The 20,007-nt window shown below is 40.6% G+C and carries 22 protein-coding genes and 1 pseudogene; 22 read left to right on the top strand and 1 reads right to left on the bottom strand.

The annotated features are described in order from the left end of the window. The 20 genes and pseudogenes from A2003_RS09425 to A2003_RS09330 all read left to right on the top strand — a co-directional run. Positions 1–228: pseudogene (locus A2003_RS09425) on the top strand (hypothetical protein); the annotation flags it as partial. 243 nt (positions 229–471) lie between these two features. Further along, positions 472–852 carry a hypothetical protein gene (locus tag A2003_RS09420; RefSeq protein ID WP_286687235.1) on the top strand — a complete coding sequence of 127 codons (381 nt, stop codon included), beginning with the start codon at positions 472–474 and terminating at the stop codon, positions 850–852. Continuing rightward, the gene (locus A2003_RS09415) at positions 849–1,052 is read left to right on the top strand and encodes a hypothetical protein (protein ID WP_199955317.1); all 204 of its coding nucleotides are present in this window, start codon (positions 849–851) and stop codon (positions 1,050–1,052) included. The genes A2003_RS09420 and A2003_RS09415 overlap by 4 nt, the downstream gene beginning before the upstream one ends. A 94-nt stretch (positions 1,053–1,146) precedes the next feature. Next, a complete protein-coding gene (locus tag A2003_RS09410) occupies positions 1,147–1,452 on the top strand; it encodes a hypothetical protein (protein ID WP_286687234.1) in 306 nt (101 codons plus the stop codon). Beyond that, positions 1,452–1,682 carry a hypothetical protein gene (locus A2003_RS09405; protein WP_286687233.1) on the top strand — a complete coding sequence of 77 codons (231 nt, stop codon included), beginning with the start codon at positions 1,452–1,454 and terminating at the stop codon, positions 1,680–1,682. The genes A2003_RS09410 and A2003_RS09405 overlap by 1 nt, the downstream gene beginning before the upstream one ends. Before the next feature lies 1 nt (position 1,683). Continuing rightward, on the top strand, positions 1,684–3,324 hold the full coding sequence (locus A2003_RS09400) for a portal protein (protein ID WP_286687232.1): 1,641 nt from the start codon (positions 1,684–1,686) through the stop codon (positions 3,322–3,324). Further along, positions 3,321–3,797 (top strand): Bbp19 family protein, encoded by a 477-nt coding sequence (locus A2003_RS09395; RefSeq protein ID WP_286687231.1) that lies wholly within the window; start codon positions 3,321–3,323, stop codon positions 3,795–3,797. The genes A2003_RS09400 and A2003_RS09395 overlap by 4 nt, the downstream gene beginning before the upstream one ends. Next, positions 3,790–4,407 (top strand): hypothetical protein, encoded by a 618-nt coding sequence (locus tag A2003_RS09390; protein ID WP_286687230.1) that lies wholly within the window; start codon positions 3,790–3,792, stop codon positions 4,405–4,407. Before A2003_RS09395 ends, A2003_RS09390 begins: the two co-directional genes overlap by 8 nt. Positions 4,408–4,418: 11 nt before the next feature. After that, a complete protein-coding gene (locus A2003_RS09385) occupies positions 4,419–5,315 on the top strand; it encodes a phage capsid protein (protein WP_286687229.1) in 897 nt (298 codons plus the stop codon). 135 nt (positions 5,316–5,450) lie between these two features. Further along, positions 5,451–5,750, top strand: coding sequence for a hypothetical protein (locus tag A2003_RS09380; protein WP_286687228.1), 300 nt, complete (start codon positions 5,451–5,453; stop codon positions 5,748–5,750). A 91-nt stretch (positions 5,751–5,841) separates the two neighbouring features. Then, positions 5,842–6,402 carry a phage connector family protein gene (locus A2003_RS09375; RefSeq protein ID WP_286687227.1) on the top strand — a complete coding sequence of 187 codons (561 nt, stop codon included), beginning with the start codon at positions 5,842–5,844 and terminating at the stop codon, positions 6,400–6,402. Then, positions 6,402–8,480, top strand: a complete 2,079-nt coding sequence (locus tag A2003_RS09370; RefSeq protein WP_286687226.1) for a phage nozzle protein — start codon at positions 6,402–6,404, stop codon at positions 8,478–8,480. The genes A2003_RS09375 and A2003_RS09370 overlap by 1 nt, the downstream gene beginning before the upstream one ends. Before the next feature lie 2 nt (positions 8,481–8,482). Further along, on the top strand, positions 8,483–8,935 hold the full coding sequence (locus A2003_RS09365; RefSeq protein WP_286687225.1) for a GNAT family N-acetyltransferase: 453 nt from the start codon (positions 8,483–8,485) through the stop codon (positions 8,933–8,935). 2 nt (positions 8,936–8,937) lie between these two features. Then, positions 8,938–9,123 carry a hypothetical protein gene (locus A2003_RS09360; protein WP_286687224.1) on the top strand — a complete coding sequence of 62 codons (186 nt, stop codon included), beginning with the start codon at positions 8,938–8,940 and terminating at the stop codon, positions 9,121–9,123. Between the two features lie 4 nt (positions 9,124–9,127). Then, entirely contained in the window at positions 9,128–9,523 is a 396-nt protein-coding gene (locus A2003_RS09355) for a hypothetical protein (protein ID WP_286687223.1), read from the top strand. Further along, positions 9,523–11,571 carry a methyl-coenzyme M reductase gene (locus A2003_RS09350; RefSeq protein ID WP_286687222.1) on the top strand — a complete coding sequence of 683 codons (2,049 nt, stop codon included), beginning with the start codon at positions 9,523–9,525 and terminating at the stop codon, positions 11,569–11,571. Before A2003_RS09355 ends, A2003_RS09350 begins: the two co-directional genes overlap by 1 nt. After that, on the top strand, positions 11,568–14,417 hold the full coding sequence (locus A2003_RS09345) for a transglycosylase SLT domain-containing protein (protein ID WP_286687221.1): 2,850 nt from the start codon (positions 11,568–11,570) through the stop codon (positions 14,415–14,417). The genes A2003_RS09350 and A2003_RS09345 overlap by 4 nt, the downstream gene beginning before the upstream one ends. A gap of 95 nt (positions 14,418–14,512) precedes the next feature. Then, a complete protein-coding gene (locus A2003_RS09340; RefSeq protein WP_286687220.1) occupies positions 14,513–14,896 on the top strand; it encodes a hypothetical protein in 384 nt (127 codons plus the stop codon). Between the two features lie 50 nt (positions 14,897–14,946). Beyond that, positions 14,947–15,102: a hypothetical protein gene (locus A2003_RS09335; protein WP_286687219.1), complete on the top strand. Its 156-nt coding sequence runs from the start codon at positions 14,947–14,949 to the stop codon at positions 15,100–15,102. A 64-nt stretch (positions 15,103–15,166) separates the two neighbouring features. Next, a complete protein-coding gene (locus tag A2003_RS09330; protein WP_286687218.1) occupies positions 15,167–17,692 on the top strand; it encodes a hypothetical protein in 2,526 nt (841 codons plus the stop codon). Between the two features lie 40 nt (positions 17,693–17,732). On the opposite strand, the gene A2003_RS09325 is transcribed toward A2003_RS09330, so the two are convergent. Next, positions 17,733–17,873, bottom strand: coding sequence for a hypothetical protein (locus A2003_RS09325; protein WP_286687217.1), 141 nt, complete (start codon positions 17,871–17,873; stop codon positions 17,733–17,735). A 142-nt stretch (positions 17,874–18,015) separates the two neighbouring features. Here A2003_RS09325 and A2003_RS09320 point away from each other — a divergent pair, with 142 nt between their 5' ends. After that, positions 18,016–18,324 carry a hypothetical protein gene (locus A2003_RS09320; protein ID WP_286687216.1) on the top strand — a complete coding sequence of 103 codons (309 nt, stop codon included), beginning with the start codon at positions 18,016–18,018 and terminating at the stop codon, positions 18,322–18,324. After that, positions 18,324–20,003 carry a phage terminase large subunit gene (terL, locus tag A2003_RS09315; protein ID WP_286687215.1) on the top strand — a complete coding sequence of 560 codons (1,680 nt, stop codon included), beginning with the start codon at positions 18,324–18,326 and terminating at the stop codon, positions 20,001–20,003. Before A2003_RS09320 ends, terL begins: the two co-directional genes overlap by 1 nt. Positions 20,004–20,007 lie beyond the last annotated feature (4 nt).

The following is a 20,007-nucleotide window of genomic DNA, read 5'->3' as shown; positions in this document are numbered from 1 at the left end:
CCTGATGGAGCAACACATTTTGTACGGTCAACTTATTTAAAACTTATTGGTGCTGTGTGGTGGAACGCTTGGTTGCCAGAATGGAGCCATAAAGACGACTGCATGGTCAAAAAGTGGAAAGGCGAAAGCATTGATCTGATGAAGACATGGGGTGAGGTTTACAAGTTGGAAGACCTAAAACAAGCCATCGCAGACTACGAATCTATTTATGGAGGTGAGCATGTTTAAGGTCGGTGAAGCTGTAGTTTTAAAGAACAGTAGTCAAAACAAGGTTATGAGGATTCAGTCCTACAACGATGAGTTTATTAGAGCTTATTGGAGCAAGGGTGAATACTCGTTTGCGCATGAGTCAAACTTTAGACACGCAACACCCGAAGAAATCTCAGCAGGTCATCGTATTGACAACGACATGAGGGACGACTCACACATTGAGAATCATGTTAGTCCGAATTGCAAAGTAGGGGTGAAGTGATGAGAAGAAACCTTGAACTCGAAAATTGGCTAATTGAAACAACTGGCGAAGAGATGATGGCTAATCATCTCGGACCAAATTGGAACAGATTTAATGAAGATGTTGGTTTTTATCCAAACATGACAATGACTGTTGCTGATCAAGTTTGGCAACACCTTCAAGAAAAAATCAATGAACAGCAATTAAGAATAGATGCTTTATCGCTTGCCTTGGATCAAATCGCTTACCCCATCCCTCATATGCAAAAAGAAGCTGATCTGAATGGGTGCGAGTTAAATGGCTATTGGGCGGTGAAGATGTCAGAAGACCATACATATTCCAAAGACATTGCACGCAAGGCTTTAGAGAAAGAGCAAGCGCTCAAGGGTGGTGGGGAATGAAAGACTTTGCGATAGCAATCATCTATGGAACAGCGCTGTTTGTATCAATCAAGTATGCATGGCGTTGGTATAACGGAGAGCTTTCAACCCCTGCGATTTTGGAATGGTTTGGTAGAGGATTCTTTTTTGCTTGGGGTGTAATAGCAGCGACTTTGACCATGTTTTTGGTTATTCGTTTAATTACGGAGTATGTCAAATGACCACATTCAAAGAGGCTCAATCACACAACAAATCCACACACTAACAAACCAAAACTAGCTCTATCCGTTTATCAACAACGAATAGGGCTTTTTTATGGCTAGTCGAACAATTAAAACACCTGGCGCAACTACAGAAAACACAGGACAAACCACAGCTGAAATTGCTGATGCAGCTTTAGAGCATATTCAGGCTGATGAAACGCCTGATACCAAAGCGACCGAACCAACTAACGAAGAACTCAAACGCCAATTAGAGGAAGTGCAGGCGCAATTGGCTGAGCTAAAGAAGTCTACTCAGGGCGAAGCAAACGCAAGTTCAGGGTCAACTGGTGAAGTTAAGCCTAAAAAACGTGTTCCATTCTTAACAAAAGATGGATGGACTACGAAGGAGGCTGACTAATGTGTGGCGGAACTGTTGGAAAAATCTTTTCCTCTGTCACTGATGCCATCGGTCTCACTGACACTAAAGCAGCTTCTCAAGGCTTTGATGCAGCAGCAGCGGAAAAAAAAGCACAAGCCGAAGCACAGCAAAGTGCGAATGCGTCTATTGCAGAACGTAAGAAACGCAGTGCTTCAACTGTGCTTTCATCAGCTACAGACACTCAAAAGAAAACCACTTTAGGGGGCTAATATGAGTGATCAAGTAGCTAAATTGTGTAAACGCTTGGGAGAGCTGAAAGCAGAACGTTCACGCTATGAATCACAGTGGACGGAATGCTATCGCTATGCTGCACCTGAGCGTCAGCAATCTTTTATTGGTGATGACGTAACAGAATCACGCAAGACACAACGAGCAGAGCTACTTGATTCAACATTAGCAGAAGCAACGCAACTGCTTGTATCGAGCATCATTTCAGGAACTACGCCAGCCAATGCATTATGGTTTAAAGCTGTGCCTGATGGTGTGGATGATCCTTCAGAATTAACTGATGGTGAACAGTGGCTTGATGTGATTGCGCAATTCATTTGGCGCAATATTCATGGTGCAAACTTTGATAGTGAAATCTTTGATCTAGTGACTGATTGTGTTGTCGCTGGTTGGGGTGTGATGTATTCAGATGTTGACCGCAAAGCTGGTGGCGGTTACGTCTTTCAGACTTATGACATTGGGCAATGCTATTTAGCTTCAACTCGTCAAGATCAACGGATTGATACGCTGTATCGAGAGTTTGACATGACAGCAGCAGCATTAGTTGCTGAGTATGGAGAGAACAAAGTCAGTCAGAAAGTCCGCAATACTTACAAAGAAAAGCCTGACACCAAGTTCAAAGTGATTACTGTTGTTCAGCCACGAAACATCCAACAAAGTGACAGCCCATATGTTTTAGCTAAAAAGATGCCTTTTGCTTCATATCACATCGAAGTAGAAGCAAAGCATATTTTAAAAGAATCGGGCTATAACGAGTTTCCTTTTGTAATTCCTCGCTATCGAAAGTTACCTAACACTGTTTACGGCATTGGGCAAGTATCAACAGCTTTACCTGATGCCAAAACAGCAAACAAGTTAGTGCGAGATACGTTACGAAGTGCAGAGATTTCAACGCTCGGCATGTGGATTGCTAAAGATGATGGTGTTTTAAATCCGCGAACTGTGCGTTTGGGTGGTGGCAAGATCGTTGTCGCTAATTCCGTTGATTCTATGCAGCGCATGGATGATGGCAAGGGTTATCAAGTCGGCGTTGAGTTGCTGCAATTGCTACAAGGTGGCATTCGTAAAAAGATGATGGCTGATCAATTACAGCCAGCCGATGGACCAGCAATGACCGCAACAGAGGTTCACGTCCGTGTCGATCTGATTCGCCAACAATTAGGTCCTTTATATGGTCGCTGGCAAGCTGAATTACTTACACCGCTTTTAGAGCGTACTTTCGGGCTTGCATATCGTGCAGGCGTGATCGGTGAAGCACCCGAAGAAATGCAGGGTCGCAATCTATCATTCAAATTCATCTCAGCTTTAGCGCGTTCTCAACAGCTAGAAGAAGTGACAGCAATTGAACGCTTTATCGCTGGATTAGGGAATATTGCAGCAATTGATCAAAGCATCTTAGACAACATTGATTTTGATGCGGTTGCTCAGGTCACAGGCATGGGCTTGGGTGTTCCTACGTCAATTTTGCGTACGCAAGATGAAATTGATCAGATTCGTCAACAACGTCAGCAAGCACAGCAACAAGCAGTAGCACAAGAACAAGCTCAAAACTTAGCGCAACCAATCGCAAACGCATTGGGCAAAGGCGTTGAAGCAGAACTAACAAGCGAGGTTAGATCATGATTTATTTAGGTTTTGTATTGGCGGTTGTCATCCTGTTTTATGCAATTTATCAACAAATTAAGTATGAAAAATGGCATGACATGTACTGGGATGAAAATCGACTTCATCAAGATACGAAGTCTCAGCTAGATGATGCTCATGCTGAACTCAATGAGCTAACCAACAAAATTGAACTGCTCGAAGAAGCTTTGCGCGAAAAAGATAACGAAGCAGAAGTTACAGGCAAATTCGTACAGCACAGGCAATTAACGCGACCAACGCCTGAAACATACCGTGTTGTTTTTGACTTGGACATCAATGGTCAGCGAATTTTAGAGCATCTGACACAGATGTATTGCCGTGATGCTTTCGACCCTCAATCAGAGCGCAAAACCACTTTTAACTTAGGGCAGCAAAGCGTTGTCAATTTCTTAATTAATCAAATCAATCAAGCAAATGATCCGAATTACAGCGAGGTAGAGAACAATGGATGATTTACAAGCCCAAACTGGTGAAGAAACTCAGACTACTGAGCAAACGCAAACAGCCACAACTGAACAAGCAAGTGGTACAGAAACTCAAAACACAGAACAAACACAAGAAACAGAGACTCAAGAGCAGAAAACAGATTTACCTGAATCTGCCGATAAGTACGAAGTTAATCTTGAAGGCTTTGATTTCGATGCATTCAAGGCTGATGAAGGTAATAAAGCCTTTTTAGAAAATGCCCTTAAAGCAGGGATTTCTAATGAGCAATTAGGCGTTGTTCTTCAAGCCTATGAGCAACATACAGCAGTTCAATTGGAAGCATTGCAATCGGAATGGGGTGGTGAATTTGATCAAAACCTACGACTTGCAAAACAAGCGGTAGAAGCAGCAGGGCTTGATCCAAAACAAATCGATTCTCCGACATTCGGCATTCGTTTGGCTGCTCACTTTGGCAAGGCATTACAAGAGGATATGCCCCCACAAAATACACAACAAGGCGGTGGTTCAAGCATTACAGAATTATTGGCATCAGAGGCATACATGAATCCGAGTCATCCTGACCATGCTCGTGTTAATGCCAAAGTTGAAAGTTACTACAACAGAACATACGGCTAGGGGGTTGACCAATGGCGAATGAAAACAAAATCACAGCGGCATTTGTACAGCAATTTCATGACACTTATGAAGTCGCTGCTATGCAGAATGACTCGCGATTATTAAAAACAATCGTGAATCGTGGAAAAATTGAAGGTGAATCATTCACTATCAATGACATGGGTCAAGTTGAAATGTCAGCATCGGGCAACCGTTTTGGCGACACAACTTGGACAATTCCTGATGCTGGTGTGCGTACAGCATTAATGGCAGATTGGGATTTATTTATTCCGATTGAAGCTCGTGATTTGCCAAAACTAAAAGCAAATCCATCTGACAAGTATATGAAAAACTTGATCAGTGCTCGTAACCGTAAAACTGACGATATTATCTATCAAGCTTTAGTTGGTGGTGTAACTCGTACAACAGTTGCGGACAACGGCACTAAATCAACGGCTACTGTCAACTTGCCAGCAGGTCAAATCATCCTTTCAAATTTTGGTACATTGAAGCAAAAGATCATCAAAGCAAAATCACTTTTCCGTAAAAACGAATGTGATGAGCACAATGGTGAAACCATTTACATGCTTTACACGTCTGATATGTTGGAAGACATTTTAGGCGATACCACGCTTACAAGTGCTGACTTCATGGCAGGGAAAATGCTGCAAGAAGGTGGTGTAGGTGGCAAATGGATGGGTGTCAACTGGATTCCATATGAAAAACTGAATCAAGGTGCAGCAGTAGGTGAATTACGTACTGTAATGTATGCAGGTTCAGCAGCTCATTTTGGTGATGCGAACATCACAGGCTTTGACATTTCTAAACGTCCTGACAAAAAGAACATCTCGCAAGTGGGTGGTGTTCATTCATTTGGTGCTGGTCGTGCAAACGAGCTTAAAGTGGTTGCTATCGACTACGTTGTGTAACCTCTTTCACCTCACCGTTTAGCAGGGCGGTGGGGTGCTTTTTAATTTTGTTACTAAAAGATTGAAAGGATGTTGAATCTTAAAGATCATGATGTTTTTTGATATAATTGATTCAAATAAACACAGGTGAAAGTCATGGATAACTTGCAGATATTCTTGTCGAATAAATATGACTTCAAGCGAAAAGAAGAAAACGGAAGTGCATTTAGTTTGCTTTATGGTGCAATGGATGGTGACATTAAGTATTCTGTGCTTGTAGAATATTTGAATAAAGAAATGCCTAGAGAAGTGGAAATTAGAGCGAAGAAAGATAAAGATTCATTTTTCATTAGATTCTCGACTGATTTCATCTGGAAAATGCAGAAAGAAGAAAAGCTCATGAATACGGTTTTCGATTATGCTTTTAAAGAGTTGAAAAGTAGAATCATGATGTAGATTGAATCAAGCCACCTTCGGGTGGTTTTTATACCCAACAAAACACTTCAAAACCTCGATGAAACTATCCAAAAGTCATCGGGGTTTTATTATGTCTATAACTAAAGTATCCATCTGCAATAACGCATTGAGCATGATTGGCGGTCAGCAGATCGCAAGCTTTGAAGAAGAATCGAAACTAGCGCAACTGTGCCGAAATATTTACGACACAACACGCTTAGCTTTGCTTCGTTCTCATCCATGGTCATGTGCTAAAAAGCGTCAAATCCTTTCACCTGTTTCCACTTATCCAAGCTTTGGTTATGCAAATGCATTCCCTTTACCGCGTGATTATGTGCTGATCATTTCAGCGAATACAGAGCGTTATGAAGTGGAAAACCGCCATATCTTGGCTGATACAAACACAATTCAGCTTGAATATGTTTTTGATAATGACAATGAGCAAACGTGGGATTCACTGCTAGTTGAAGCCATGACTTTAAAAATGGCATCAAAGCTTTGTAAGCCTGTGACTGGAAGTGATGCAGCAGGGCAAAGCGCAGAAGCACAATTTCAAGATATTTTACGCCAAGCCAAAGCAATCAACGCCCAAGAAAGACCAAGCCAAGACATCCAATGGGCTGAATCGACTTACATTTCGGAGCGTTACTAATGAAGCAATGGATATTAAAAAATAATCTAAGTTCTGGTGAATTAAGTCCGTTATTATGGACGCGCACAGACATTCAGCAGTATGCAAACGGTGTGAAAAAATTGGTAAATGCTTTGCCTTTGGTTGAGGGTGGGGCAAAGAAAAGACCAGGTACTAAATTTAGAAATATTTTCGCAGAAGCACTGCGATTAATTCCGTTTATTGCCAATTCTGAAAACACTTATCTATTGATCTTAGGTGTGTCATTCATCAAGGTTTACGACCCAAGAACGTACACAGTGGTGTATGAAACAGATACGCCATATAACACAGCTCAAAAAGTTAAAGAAATTCAGTATGCGCATACAAAATACCGTATGTACATGGTTCAAGGCGATACGCCTGTACAGCGTTTGCTATGTTCAGCAGACTTCACCAACTGGCAACTTGCACCGTTTACTTTTGGTGTAAATCCTAATGATGAACTTGGATCAACGCCCAATGTCGCATTAACACCGTCGGGAACAGAAGTTGGAAAGATCATTTCTTTGACAGCAGCAGCTTTCCCAAATTGGAGCAATACTGAAACCTATCTGACTGGTGATCGAGTTATTCATTCAAGCAAAACTTGGAGAGCATTAGCGGATAATTCAGGTTCAGAGCCAACCGCAGTAAATACAAATTGGGAAGAAGTTACTGCAGGGGACGCATCTGTATTTACCGTTGATAGCGTAGGCAGCATTGTTGAGATTAATGGCGGTCAAGTCAAAATCACCGAATACATTTCAGCAACTAAAGTGAATGGTGAAGTCTTAGTCAAATTAACGTCTGATATTCAGGCTATTGCTAAATCTTGGTCATTAAAATCAATTGCTTTTAGTGCCGAAACTGGATACCCAAAAACAGTATGTTTCTTTAAACAGCGTCTAGTTTTTGCCAATACAAAAACAAGCCCTAACCAAATGTGGTTCAGTCGAATTGCTGATGATGGGAACTTCTTGGAAACCACAGAGGATGCCGATGCTTTTAGTATCGCGTCTAGTTCAGCACAATCAGATAACATTTTGCATCTTGCTCAACGTGGTGGCGTGGTCGCCCTTACTGGTGGGGCAGAATTTCTTATCAATTCACAAGGGCCATTAACACCAAGTACAGCGCAAATTGATGAACATACTTCATTTGGTGTGCAGGCTAATGTTAAACCGTGTCGGGTAGGCAACGAGCTTTTGTTTGTTCAGCGTGGTGGTGAACGCCTAAGAGCAATGTCATACCGTTTTGAAGTTGATGGATTGGTATCGCCTGAACTATCAGCGATAGCACCGCATATTCCTGAAAATCATGGTGGAATCAAAGAGCTTACCTACCAACAAACACCAAATAGCATTGTGTGGATTGTTCTTAATGATGGAATGGTTGCATCAATTACGCTTGAGCGTGATCAAGAAATGAATGCTTGGTCGCAACATAATTTTGGTGGGCAAGTTATATCTATGTGTGCTTTGCCTACAGGCTTGGGTGAAGATCAGTGTTTTATGCTCAGTAATCGCAATGGATTTACTGTACTAGAAGAAATAAAAGACTCAGCTCAAAGTGACTGTGAGTTTGATATTACTTTGGTCAATGGTGTTGGATCGGTACTCAATTTAGATATTCAGGTGCTAGATAATTCAATAGTGAGCTTTAGCAATGCCGATGGTTATTACTATTCAACCTACACAATTGTTGGAACAAATTTAAACATACCTGATAAAACACTAAGCCAAACAGTTCAATTAGGTCAATCATTTGAATTGGAAATTGATTTACTTCCACCTGATTTTAGCCAAGTTCCAGTAACAGCAATGTTTCATAAAATCCAAGTGCATGAGATGGCGTTATTTTTGAATAAGTCGATTGGTGGATATATCAATGATCAAGAGATTTCGACCAAACTTTACAACCAAAATGCTTTCTTGAACTTGCCATATACGGGTTATACATTAGACAGTTTTATAGGGTGGCAATCACTTCATGATCTTCAAGTGAAGATAACACACAACAAACCGTTGCCATTTCACATGCAAAGTATCTCTATGTTGGTATCAATCAATGAGAAATAGAGATGCACGTCCGAGCAGCAACTTTAAAGGATATCGAAACGCTTGTTGATTTCGGCAAGCGTCTCACCAAAGAATCACCAATTTTTTCAAAGCAAGGCTTTAGCGAGAGTGGAGCACGAGAAGTATTTGGGCTTCTGATTCGTCGTTATGGGTCAATTTTCATAGTTTCAGATGAATACAGCAATCCAGTAGGTGCAGTCATAGGCGCAATCAACTCAGATTGGCGCACAGGGCACAAAATCGCATTTGAGCAAGGTGTTTATGTACTTCCTGAATATCGTCGCTCTAATGCAGCAAAAAGCCTAATTGATGCGTTCATTGGTTGGTCTAAGTTGCAAAATGCTGATCGTATTCAATTAGGCACAATGTCGGGCATTCAGTCTGAAAAGGTCGTCAACCTTTATGAAAGTCTTGGTTTTGAGCTGCGTGGTTATGTTTTAGAGATGGAGGTTTAATCATGTGTGGACATTTAGTTGTTTCAGGTCTTAGCGCTGAAAGACTCCCAATTGATTCAAAATTATCAACTTCAAAAACAGAGGTGGATTCCAAAAAAAAGAAAAGAGATCCAGCATTTGATGCTGTGAAATATCACTCTGAAAATGTTCAGGGAATTATAAAAGTAAAGACACTTTTTGGAGGATGAGCTTATGTGCGGAGGTAATGCAATCTCTTCAGGTTTTGAAGCAGTAGGGAATCTAGCAAACGGATTGATGGCAGAAGCTACAGCTAGAGGTAATGCTAAAACAATCAAATCAGTAGCTAAACAACAATCTAAAAAAATCGTAAATCAAGGGCGAAAAGATGCGTCTAGCGCACGTGCTGTGGCTGCCGAAAATGGTTTGGATGTAAACGTGGGTGTGCCAGCATTGATCGAAGATGAAATTTTAGGTGATGCAGCATATAACGCATCAATGAATATTAGTCAGGCTGGTTATAGTGCTTCTGATGTATTGCGACAAGGCAAAGTAACTCGCAATAACTATGGTATGAAAGCAGCAAGCAAGGCTATTGATACTGCTGCTCAAGCTTATGGGTGGAAATAATGCGTATTCCAGTTTCAAGAGGGCGTGTTGATGCTCAAGCCCAAATGCAGTCATTTACGCCAAATAATGGTTTGGCAGAAATAGGTCAAGCCATTGGCGGTGCGATACAAGGTCGCCAAGACAGGCAAGCAGAACAAGACGTTTTAAACAAGCGATTGGAACTCTACAACAATGATTTAGCTGAACGAGAAGGCAAGTTAAAAGTAGATGACTTTCTGACGACTTCATTCACAGAAAAAACAACATTACTGCGTAATGAAGTTGCAAACGGTACTAAAAATTCACAGCAAGCCAGTGAAGAATTAAAGACTTGGACTGATACGCAGTTCAAAGATTTATCAAGCTCTTTGCCTATGCACGCGATGCACACTTTTAAATCGCATGTGGATAGCACCGTAGGCAGACAAAGCGCAGACTTTCTCCCTTTGCAATTACGTAGTGATGCCCAAAAAGGCTTGCAGATCGTTGATCAGGCTTTTGGCATAGCAACACGATTACCGCGAGACAAACGCCAAGCTTACCTAGAGCCATATCTAGCTAATGCAAATATTCCAGAAGCACAAAAAACTGAGTACCGCAGAAACTTAGAAATTACGTCTGACAAAATGGATTTGGATGGACGCATGTTAAGTGCGGTCGAAAATTCTGATATTGCTGGATTGCAAACACTAAGTGGAGAACTTGAGCAAGGGAAATACCCAAACCTTGATGGTGAGACAGTTCAAAACTATCAAAAATCTATCTCAAGTAAGATGGCTAGTTTGCAGCAAAAGCAACAAGTCTTAGAACAAAAACGAGTGAATGAAGCTGGTAAAGTTACTGATACCTTTAAGCAGTCCGTTTTAACTGGTCGCGCTCTTGATCCTAAATATATTGAAGATGTGCGAACTGCGGTCAGTGGTACAGAATACCAAGCTGATTTTGATTTTTATTATAATCAATCTCAAAACTTTCAAGACTTTGGAAAATTAGATACAAGCGAACAATTAAAGCGTATCAATCAGCAAAAAGCGAAGATGAAAAACACAACTTCGGCTGATCCTACAACTGAGAACAAAATTCTTTCAGTGTATGAATCGATTTATCAAAACAAAGTTAAAACCATTAAAGAGAATCCTAACCAAGCGTTACGCGAAAAAGGAATCAATATTCCTGAACTCAATCCGCTACAACTTAAAGCTGATCCAAAAGGCTTTGCTTCTAATGTCATAGATATTGGCGCATACCAAGTTTCGCAACGTGACAAGGATGCAAATGCCACAATTAAGCCAATTTCACCTGAAGAATTACCTGAAGCCAAAAAAGCATTTGATTCGTTGGATGTAAATGGGAAATTGAATTTTATTGGTAATTTGATTACTGAAAGTAAGGGTGTAAAGGATGGTACCAAAATTTGGAGTGCTGCTTTAGGTCAGCTAGGCGGTGGCGATATGAACTACGTCATGGCTGGTGTGGCTAAAGCAAATGGTTATAGTTCAACAGAAGGGCGTGACCTTGCGACATCAATTATCTCAGGTACTCAGCTACTCAAAAACAAGCAATTGATCATGCCTAAAGAAGATGAGTTGCGACTAGCATTCAATGAATATGTTGGGCAAACATTGACAGGCACTAATGCAAATAATGCTTATGAAGTATTCAAAGCTGTTTATGCAGATACGATGAATGCACGAGGATTTAGTCACACTGCTAAAGATGCGAGTCCTGATAAAGCGATTCTTAAAACTGCCTTAGGTATGTCGACTGGTGGCGTATACACACAGCCTAATTCTTTCAAAAACTATTTGGGTGAAAAAGGTTCAGATTGGAAAGTGGCAAAACCTTATGGCATGAACGATGAATCATTTGAAAATCGTCTTGATCAAGGGTACAGCACGATAGCTAAACAAACTGGATTAAGTGATTCTGAACTTAGATCGCTTCGTTTACGTCAAGGAAAGCCATCCGCAACAGGTGAGATTCAATATGATCTGATCAATGAACGTGGTCAGCCACTTGTCGTTGATGGTGCTATTTGGCGCATCAAAATGAATGGGGTGAAAAAATGACTTGGTTTGATACGTTTGCAGATGATGAACAACAATCTGTAGAGCAGCTACAAAAACAAGGCATTACAGGTAAACCAACCAAGCAAAAAGAAGTTGGTTTGTTTGATGGTGCAGTTTCTGCTCCCATTCGTGGTGCTGCTGCTGGATTTGCAAAGGTCGCAGATACTCTGACTGCACCAATTGATGCCGTGGTTGATCGTGTCGGGTACAGTTTAAAAGATGTATCTACCAATGAATTTATCGAGCCTTATTCTGAGTACAAGGATAAGAAAGAAAAAGCACGTGACAGCTTGGTTTTAGAAGGCATTAATGCTTTAGAAGATAAAGAAAATACAGGGGTCGTTGGTCAAGTTGGTTATGCACTAGGAGATTATGCTACACGTGCTGTAACGGGTGGTTTATTCGGTGGTGTAGTTGGGGCATCTGCCGTAACTGGTGCTTCTGAAACCAATTACAAATATAAAGATTTAACTGCAAAAGGTGTTGATAGCGAGACAGCTTTAAAAGTCGCTGCTGTGGATGGTGCTGTGGCAACAGTAGCTACAGCATTGCCTTTATCCTATGGCTTCAAAGGAACCGCTGGCGCTTTAAAAGATGCTGCTTTGTCGGTAGGTGGCTCAACTGCTTTGTCGACTGGTGGACAAGCGCTAAGTGGAGAAATACTAGATTCTGCTGGATTTGAGAAACAGGGCAAAGAATACGAAGTCACCTATCAAAGTGTTGCGACTGACCTTGCATTGAATGCTCTTTTATTCGGTGCTAGTCGTGGATATTCAAATTATGTAGGCAAACAAATTGATGCTGAATTAAATAATTTAAATGCCGATGTAGATGCTAAAGCAACTCAGGTGCAAAGTGTTCTTGAAGTAAATCGAATGCAGCTTGAGGATGCAACTGCACCTGTAATGCCAAAGGATTTAATCCAGCAAAACAATCATCTTATTAACTTGGATAATGCCACTCAACAACTTAAAGTTGGTCGACCTGTAAACGTGCCAAACGTGGTTAAGGGTGAGGAAAAACGCAAGCCTTTAGATATTGAAGCAAGTGCTTTGCCATATAATGCTAAATCTATTGCAAGACGTGCATCACAAGAGGGAGTTGATCCAGGTGTTGCATTAACCATATCTCAAATGGAAAGTAATTTTAGCCATACAGCTAAAAACCCTAATTCTACTGCTCAAGGCTTATTCCAAGTCCTAGACAAAACATGGAAAAACTTAGGCGGTGGTGACCGATTTAATGTTGATGAACAAATCCGAATTGGCTTAAAACATATCAAGCAGGCGAATAACTACATCGCAAAGAATATTGGACGTTCACCAGTTGCGCATGAGCAATATTTAGGTCATTTGTTAGGTCCATCGGGTGCAGTACATGTTTTAAAAGCTGATCCAAACGCCAAGCTTATTGATGTTGTAAGTCAGTATGATAAGAAAAATGCAGCTGATATTGTCAACAACAATGGCATGACTGGAATGACAGTAGCTCAAGCCATAGATAAGTGGCGCAAAAAATGGAATACAGTCAGTTCAAGATATGGCGGTGAAAGCAATAGCACTGCCTTTGGAATGGATGGTTCAAGCTATGACTTCTCTTATGAAATACGTGATCTGAATGATCTAATCACTTCAAATGATGCTCTCTATGGAGTAAATCCCAATTATCCAGCAGAGCTACAACCACGTGACCGTACACGTGAAGCGTCACGCCAACAAATTGAACGTATGGCTGATGATTTAAAACCTGAATTACTTGGTGAAAGCTATAAGTTATCAGATGGCGCGCCAATTATTGGAATGGATAATGTTGTTGAATCGGGCAATGGTCGTACATTGGCAATCGGTAAAGCTTATTCAGATGGTAGAGCAGAAGCCTATCGTCAGTTTGTGAGTGATTATGCAAATAGTCGTGGATGGGATGTTTCAGGATTTAATAATCCAGTTCTTGTTCGCACAAGGCTCACAGAAGTTGATCGTCCATCATTCGCAAAACTTGCAAATGAAAGTGATGTAGCACAATTAAGTGCAACGGAACGAGCAAAATCTGATGTAGATCGTTTACCTGATTCATCACTTTTAAAAATCAACTCCGATGGGAATATTAACCTTGATCAAAGCATGGATTTTGTTAAAGGCTTTGTGAATCAATTGCCACAATCAGAGCGAGCAACTGTTATCACTGGTGATGGGCGTTTATCTCAAGAGGGGAAACGAAGAATTGAGTCAGCTTTGGTTCAACGGGCTTATGGTGATTCGAATCTTTTAGCGCGTCTATCTGAAAACTTGGATGATGATAGTAAATCTGTTCTTAATGCTTTACTCCGTGTTGCCCCTCAATTGGCGCAATTAGATGACTTAGTGCGTCAAGGTGGTAGACATAGCAACTCAATTGCAAAAGACCTGTCACAAGCAGCACAGAAGCTTAGCGACTTAAAAGCAAATGGCTTGCGAGTAGATGATTATTTAAATCAAGGTCAGCTTATTGATGATGGTTTAAGTGATGGCGCTAAAGCATTTCTTAATGTTTTTGAGACTAATAAGCGAAGTGCAAAAGGCATTACTGACAACATTCAGCAAGAAATTGATCGCATTGAATCCATGGGCGATCCAAGACAAGGTAGTTTGTTTGGTGATGGTCCAGAAGAATCAGCAGCTTTAGATATCATCATGCAAAATCCTGATCAATTAATTTCTGTGAGCCGTGTTGATCCTGAAGGCAACATAGAAGAAATTACCATGACCTTGAGCCAACGATTAGATGAATTAGAAGCAGAAGCACGTCAAGCTCAAGAGGACACTTTAGCAGCTCAAACCGCTATTAGTTGCGCTTTGCAGTTTGGGTAATGGTATAATATTTAAGCGGATAGGCTGATCACTGAAAGGCATTTAACCTGAATGCTTTCCGCACCCATTTTCAGGTTTTTGATAGAGGTATCAAAATGCGAAATGAGTTATTAGGAAAAAAAATAGTTTCTATTTTTAGTAGCACTGAAAAACGTGTTTTTACAGTTACTGCTGTAGCAGAATGGGAAATAGAGGCTCGCAGAGAAAAAGTCACGGCTTATTTTGGTAGTTCAGACGTTCGACTTGCCACAGATGCAGAAGTAAAAAATGATGGACGATATAAAGGGTCTTGCCCTCATAATTTTGTTTCTTATTACTCTATAATTAAGAAAAAACATATACCTTTTGAACATCAACTGTACAAAACTGATTTTAGAAAACCTAGTCTTATGCATACCAATGCTTATATTTGTGATTGGTGTGGACAGCATGTTGATTGGGATACAAAAGAAATATTAAAACAAGCAAGCCATTGGTAAAGCATAGTTTTTGATATTGTAGAACTGTATTTAGAAAGATAGGCACTATTATGATTTGGTTCTCCATCTTGATTTGGGCAACAGTAGCAATCGTCGTGATATTGCCAGTGATTAGTAAATTTTCAGGAGATGGAAAGTTGACTGATTTTTTAGTTGGCTTGTGCTTATCCGCTCCATTCTTATTTATTGCCCTTATCTTAGGATAAACACACCCAACAAATCGCACCTTTAACTATGCTCAGATAGCCTAAAACTATTTGGGCATTTTTTATGAAAGAGCAATGCAAACAAGCCGTAGCAAAAGCATTAGGCAAGGCGACACTTAGCCAACAAGAAGCCACAGATATTGAAAACCGTATCAAAGATGCAATGAAGGCTTTGGCGAAAAAAGATATTCAAAATTGGAGAAATCTTTCTGATACAGACAAGCTCACCGAAGCAGGCAAGTTTGTAGCTCAGGACATTCAAGACCAATTAAAAAGAAAACATAAAATTGCAGCTTTAGACATTCTCACGCAAAGCAAAAACCTTGCTTTACTAGATCATCCGACTTTACCAGCAAGTGAAGTTGTAGATCGTTTAGTCGCTCCGCATGGCGATATGTCAGGAATCCAATCTTTAGATTCAAAATCACGTGCAATTGCTTCACTCTATCGAGGTGATTTAACTGAGTTCTATACGTCCGTAAAAGGTGGACTAGGCGTTTTCACAGATAAAGAACTGGTAAATAAAATTGTTCGTGAACGATTTGGTGAAAGCACTGGTGATGCAACTGCTAAAAGCATCTCAGATAAAATGGGGGAAGTGTTTGAAACCATGCGTGAACGCTTTAATCGCTCAGGCGGTGACATTGGAAAGCTAGATGATTGGGGATTACCACAGGCACATAGCTTAGAAAAGATCGTGAAAGCAGGGAAACAAGCTTGGGTTGATCAAGCAGAACGTTTAATTGATACATCAAAATACGTGCATGAAGATGGTACTTATTATTCACAACAAGAAATTCGAGAACTATTGGAATATTCGTTCGATACACTGTCTACCAATGGCGCTAACAAGACAGAAATAGGTCGTCAAAGTTTCGGTGGAAATTCAAAAGTTACCAGTCGTCACAGTGAAAGTCGTGTACTTCATTTCAAAGATGCTGAAGCATGGTTGGAATATCAAGCTGATTTTGGTGGGTTACCATTTGTTGATCTAGTTGAAGCTCATATAAATGGCTTATCTAAAGATATTGCACTTGTAGAGAATTTAGGTAGCAACCCAAAAAATGCCATGCGTATTTTGATGGATGCAGCTGATAAGAAAGATCGTGAAAAAGGTCTAATATCAAGTAATGAAAACAAAACCATTAAACGTGCTCAAGTTATGTTTGATGAGTTTATGGGGCAAAATACACCACAATCAGAAGTATTAGCCAATTTAGGGCTTGCTTATCGGTCTATGAATGTTGCGTCTATGCTTGGTGGTACAACGCTGGCAAGCGTTACAGATCAGGCTATGATTGCTAAAACAGCATCCATCCACAATATTGCATACCGTAAAACCTTTGGCGAATTGCTTACCCAGTTAAATCCTAAAAACAAAGAAGATCGGGAGCTTGCACATAGCTTAGGTTTAGCTACCGAGGAAATGCTAGGTTCAATTGCTCGATGGTCAGATGATGGTCTAACTTCAGTTCATGGAAAATCACAAACATTAGCTAGAGTTTCGAGCGGAATTGCTTCGCAAGTTATGCGTATTTCAGGACTTAATGCATTAACAGCAGCATCTAAAGTTGGTTTTACCAAAATGCTTATGGAGAAATATGGGCGTTTGAGTCGAACGAAGTCATGGCAAGATTTAGGCGAAATTGACCGTGAATTACTAGAAAAAACAGGCTTGAGCGAGCGGGCATGGGAAGTAATGCGTTTAGCCGATCCAGTGATTGACCGCAAAGGCAATCAACTTATGTCAGCACGTTCTATTTATGAGATTCCAGATGACAAGCTAACAGCCTTTGGTGATCCTAAACAAGTAAAAGATGAAATCGCCACTCAGTTCCAAGCGCATTTGCTAGATGAACAAGGCATGGCGGTTGTAGAGGCTGGATTGCGAGAGCGTACTTTTATGAGTGCTGGTCAACGCAAAGGGACTGTTACGGGGGAAATATTTAAATCTATGCTTCAGTTCAAGTCCTTTCCAGCAGCATTTCTTATGCGACATGGTAGTCGAGCATTATCAATGGAAAAGGGAACTTCAAAAGCAGCTTATGGTGCATCTATCTTTGCAATGACTACATTGTTGGGTGCTTTGGTTGTGCAACTGAAAGAACTAGCGAATGGTAACGATCCACAAACGATGTGGGATAGCGAAGACCCACAAAAGACGATGAACTTTTTAACTCGATCAGCAGTTCAGGGAGGAGGTTTATCAATTCTTGGGGATATTCTAGTAGCTGGAACTGATACAAGTGGACGTAGTACTTCTGATTTCTTAGTTGGTCCATTTGGTTCGGATGCTAAAGCCGTACTAGGTTTAACAGTTGGCAATCTTACTCAATACTATGAGGGTAAAGATACCAATGCAGCGAATGAAGCCTTTAAACTAGCAAAGAGTAAAATCCCTGCACAAAACTTGTGGTATACCAAAGCAGCTACAAACCGTTTAGTATTTGATGAGCTACAAGATATTGTTGCACCAGGATACAGAGAAAAGCTTTTAAGAAAAGCAGAGCGAGAACAAGGGCGAACACGTTGGTGGGGTGATGACCTTAACGATGTACAATCGCCTGATTTTGAGAGGGTGGTACAATAAGAAATATGATCAAATAGAAAGAGGGCAAAAGCCCTCTTATTTAACGACCACCATCACGACGATCTGCCGCACGATCACCACAAGAATTTCCATTTTTATCATTTTGCCAGCTATGGTCGCAGTTTCCTGCAAAACTAAACACAGGCATAGTCATCATGATTGTTAAGATAATTGCTTTCATTTTTTAACTCATATAAGTATAAATTGTTAAGTTTTTAATATATGCAATATTTTTGCGATTAACAATATCCTTTCAATTTATAACACCCAACACACCACACTCGAAGCCCTTGTATATATGCACTATATGCGAGGGCTTTTTTATGCGTGATGATCAGATTAAAGAGTTAGAAGAACTCACAGAAACGATGACAGATGACTTAATTAAAATTGCTTATGCTGCTAGTGAGTGTGGTTTTGAAACGCCTGAAGAACGTGGAGATAAAGTTTGGCTTTATAAAGGCTTAAATCAATGTGCATCTGCTATCACAAAGGTTGAACAGGTACTAGCGTACCGTAGAGGGGTATTGCCACCAACAAGCGCAAATGAAGATACTCAACGCAAGCATGAAGAAAATCTAATCAAGAAAGCAGAAGAAGAAGCAGCTAAGATCAAACAACGGGTGAGCTAATGAATAAGCCGAAAATTAGCTTTCTTGCGTTCTTCTTGCTTTGGGCAGAAGTGCAAAGGTGGAAAGTACCCGACTTTCACGTGCGTGTTTGTGAGTTCCTAGAAGCATTTTATTTGATCGTGGGATGTGTGGCATTGCTCATGATGCCACGTGGACATTCTAAATCTACGATTTTGGACGTGTTTAATGCGTGGGTGATCTATTGCTATCCTGAAACTCAAATACTGCACCAAGGGACAACAGATTCGGATGCTTATAAGTGTAGTAGCGGAACAAGGGACGTATTGGCTAGACACCCTCTAACAATCAACAACGAAGATGTGAAGATTAAAAAGGGTGAGGTTGAACGTTGGTTTGTCAAAGGAACAGATGATGTTCGTTATGGGACGATGTTGGCTAAAGGCATTCTTTCAGGGGTAACAGGGCATCGTGCTCACTTCATCCAAAATGATGACGTAGAAACACCAAAGACAACTGGAACGCCTGAAGCAAGAGAAAAGCTACCACAGAAATTAAGTGAGCAAACACATATTGCAATACCAGGAGCACGTGAGCTTTGGATCGGTACACCGCACACATACGACTCATTGTATGAACAAATCAAAAAATTGAGTGATGTAAAGTGTTTGATCTTAAAAATGTTCGAGCATGAAAAGCGTATCGAGAACAGTAAAGTTGGGCAAATTGTACTTTTAGATTTCGAGCCTATACATGCGTTTACTGGAATTGGGAAAGGGTCAAAGTATCTAAAAAAAGGTGTTGGATATTCTTGTGTTCAAAAAGGTGAATACTGGGAAGTCAAAATTAATGAAGAACATTATTTAATTGATTTCTACTCAGAGGGAATATGGCCCGAAAGATTCACAGCCAAAGAAATGGCGAAAAGACGTGAAAAATGCCAAACCCTGAATGAATGGGATTCTCAGTATCAAATGCACGCAAAACCGATTGGCGATGTGCGTTTAGACCCTGACAAAATGCATGCTTATGATTGTGAGCCAGTATTAAAACGAGCAAATCGAGAATTTATTCTAATGCTTGGTGAGCGCCGAATCGTGGGTGCTACTTTCCGTTGGGACCCATCATCAGGTAAAACCAAATCTGATAAATCATCTACAGCCTTAGTGTTTCACGATGATCTAGGAAATAAATATTGGCACAGATCAATTGCTTTAACTGGTGAAGTGATTGAAACAGACGAAAACGGGCATGTCGTTGGTGGTCAAGCATGGCAGCTATGCGACATCATCAAAGAATTTCATTTACCAAGAGTTACAGTAGAGACCAATGGCATAGGGAATTTTGCGCCTGCTGCTCTCAAGGCTGCTTTAAAAACAAGGGGAATACGATGTGGCGTATCAGAAGAACATTCAAGCATATCTAAAAATAAGAGGATTCTGAGCGGTATTGAAGGACCTTTAGTTTCAGGTCTTTTATGGGCACATTTATCAGTGCTTGAAGATGAAAATCACGAGGATTCAATTCAGGTCAAACAGATGCGTGAGTGGAATCCAGCTATTACTGATCAACCTGATGATTTTCTCGACTCACTAGCCTTAGCAATTGTAGAAGTACCTGAACGAGTAGGTAAAACACACAACACAACAGACTATGAAGAATCGCCTAATTGGAGAACAAATGGTGGTGTGCATGAAGCCACTTTAGACTTTGAGAATTAGGGGG

The sequence above is a fragment of the Acinetobacter sp. GWC1_38_13 genome (assembly GCF_001767535.1).
In the GTDB taxonomy this organism is placed as follows: Bacteria; Pseudomonadota; Gammaproteobacteria; order Pseudomonadales; family Moraxellaceae; genus Acinetobacter; species Acinetobacter junii.
This window is presented reverse-complemented; position numbering and strand designations above follow the sequence as displayed.

Bases quoted from the DNA above. Each gene is read 5' to 3' on its own strand.
- A2003_RS09375 (WP_286687227.1), top strand. From the start codon at position 5,842: ATGTCTATAACTAAAGTATCCATCTGCAATAACGCATTGAGCATGATT.
- A2003_RS09370 (WP_286687226.1), top strand. From the start codon at position 6,402: ATGAAGCAATGGATATTAAAAAATAATCTAAGTTCTGGTGAATTAAGT.
- A2003_RS09345 (WP_286687221.1), top strand. From the start codon at position 11,568: ATGACTTGGTTTGATACGTTTGCAGATGATGAACAACAATCTGTAGAG.
- A2003_RS09410 (WP_286687234.1), top strand. From the start codon at position 1,147: ATGGCTAGTCGAACAATTAAAACACCTGGCGCAACTACAGAAAACACA.
- A2003_RS09320 (WP_286687216.1), top strand. From the start codon at position 18,016: ATGCGTGATGATCAGATTAAAGAGTTAGAAGAACTCACAGAAACGATG.
- A2003_RS09415 (WP_199955317.1), top strand. From the start codon at position 849: ATGAAAGACTTTGCGATAGCAATCATCTATGGAACAGCGCTGTTTGTA.
- A2003_RS09395 (WP_286687231.1), top strand. From the start codon at position 3,321: ATGATTTATTTAGGTTTTGTATTGGCGGTTGTCATCCTGTTTTATGCA.
- A2003_RS09360 (WP_286687224.1), top strand. From the start codon at position 8,938: ATGTGTGGACATTTAGTTGTTTCAGGTCTTAGCGCTGAAAGACTCCCA.
- A2003_RS09400 (WP_286687232.1), top strand. From the start codon at position 1,684: ATGAGTGATCAAGTAGCTAAATTGTGTAAACGCTTGGGAGAGCTGAAA.
- A2003_RS09325 (WP_286687217.1), bottom strand. From the start codon at position 17,873: ATGAAAGCAATTATCTTAACAATCATGATGACTATGCCTGTGTTTAGT.
- A2003_RS09385 (WP_286687229.1), top strand. From the start codon at position 4,419: ATGGCGAATGAAAACAAAATCACAGCGGCATTTGTACAGCAATTTCAT.
- A2003_RS09355 (WP_286687223.1), top strand. From the start codon at position 9,128: ATGTGCGGAGGTAATGCAATCTCTTCAGGTTTTGAAGCAGTAGGGAAT.
- A2003_RS09330 (WP_286687218.1), top strand. From the start codon at position 15,167: ATGAAAGAGCAATGCAAACAAGCCGTAGCAAAAGCATTAGGCAAGGCG.
- A2003_RS09340 (WP_286687220.1), top strand. From the start codon at position 14,513: ATGCGAAATGAGTTATTAGGAAAAAAAATAGTTTCTATTTTTAGTAGC.
- A2003_RS09365 (WP_286687225.1), top strand. From the start codon at position 8,483: ATGCACGTCCGAGCAGCAACTTTAAAGGATATCGAAACGCTTGTTGAT.
- A2003_RS09350 (WP_286687222.1), top strand. From the start codon at position 9,523: ATGCGTATTCCAGTTTCAAGAGGGCGTGTTGATGCTCAAGCCCAAATG.
- terL (WP_286687215.1), top strand. From the start codon at position 18,324: ATGAATAAGCCGAAAATTAGCTTTCTTGCGTTCTTCTTGCTTTGGGCA.
- A2003_RS09335 (WP_286687219.1), top strand. From the start codon at position 14,947: ATGATTTGGTTCTCCATCTTGATTTGGGCAACAGTAGCAATCGTCGTG.
- A2003_RS09390 (WP_286687230.1), top strand. From the start codon at position 3,790: ATGGATGATTTACAAGCCCAAACTGGTGAAGAAACTCAGACTACTGAG.
- A2003_RS09380 (WP_286687228.1), top strand. From the start codon at position 5,451: ATGGATAACTTGCAGATATTCTTGTCGAATAAATATGACTTCAAGCGA.
- A2003_RS09405 (WP_286687233.1), top strand. From the start codon at position 1,452: ATGTGTGGCGGAACTGTTGGAAAAATCTTTTCCTCTGTCACTGATGCC.
- A2003_RS09420 (WP_286687235.1), top strand. From the start codon at position 472: ATGAGAAGAAACCTTGAACTCGAAAATTGGCTAATTGAAACAACTGGC.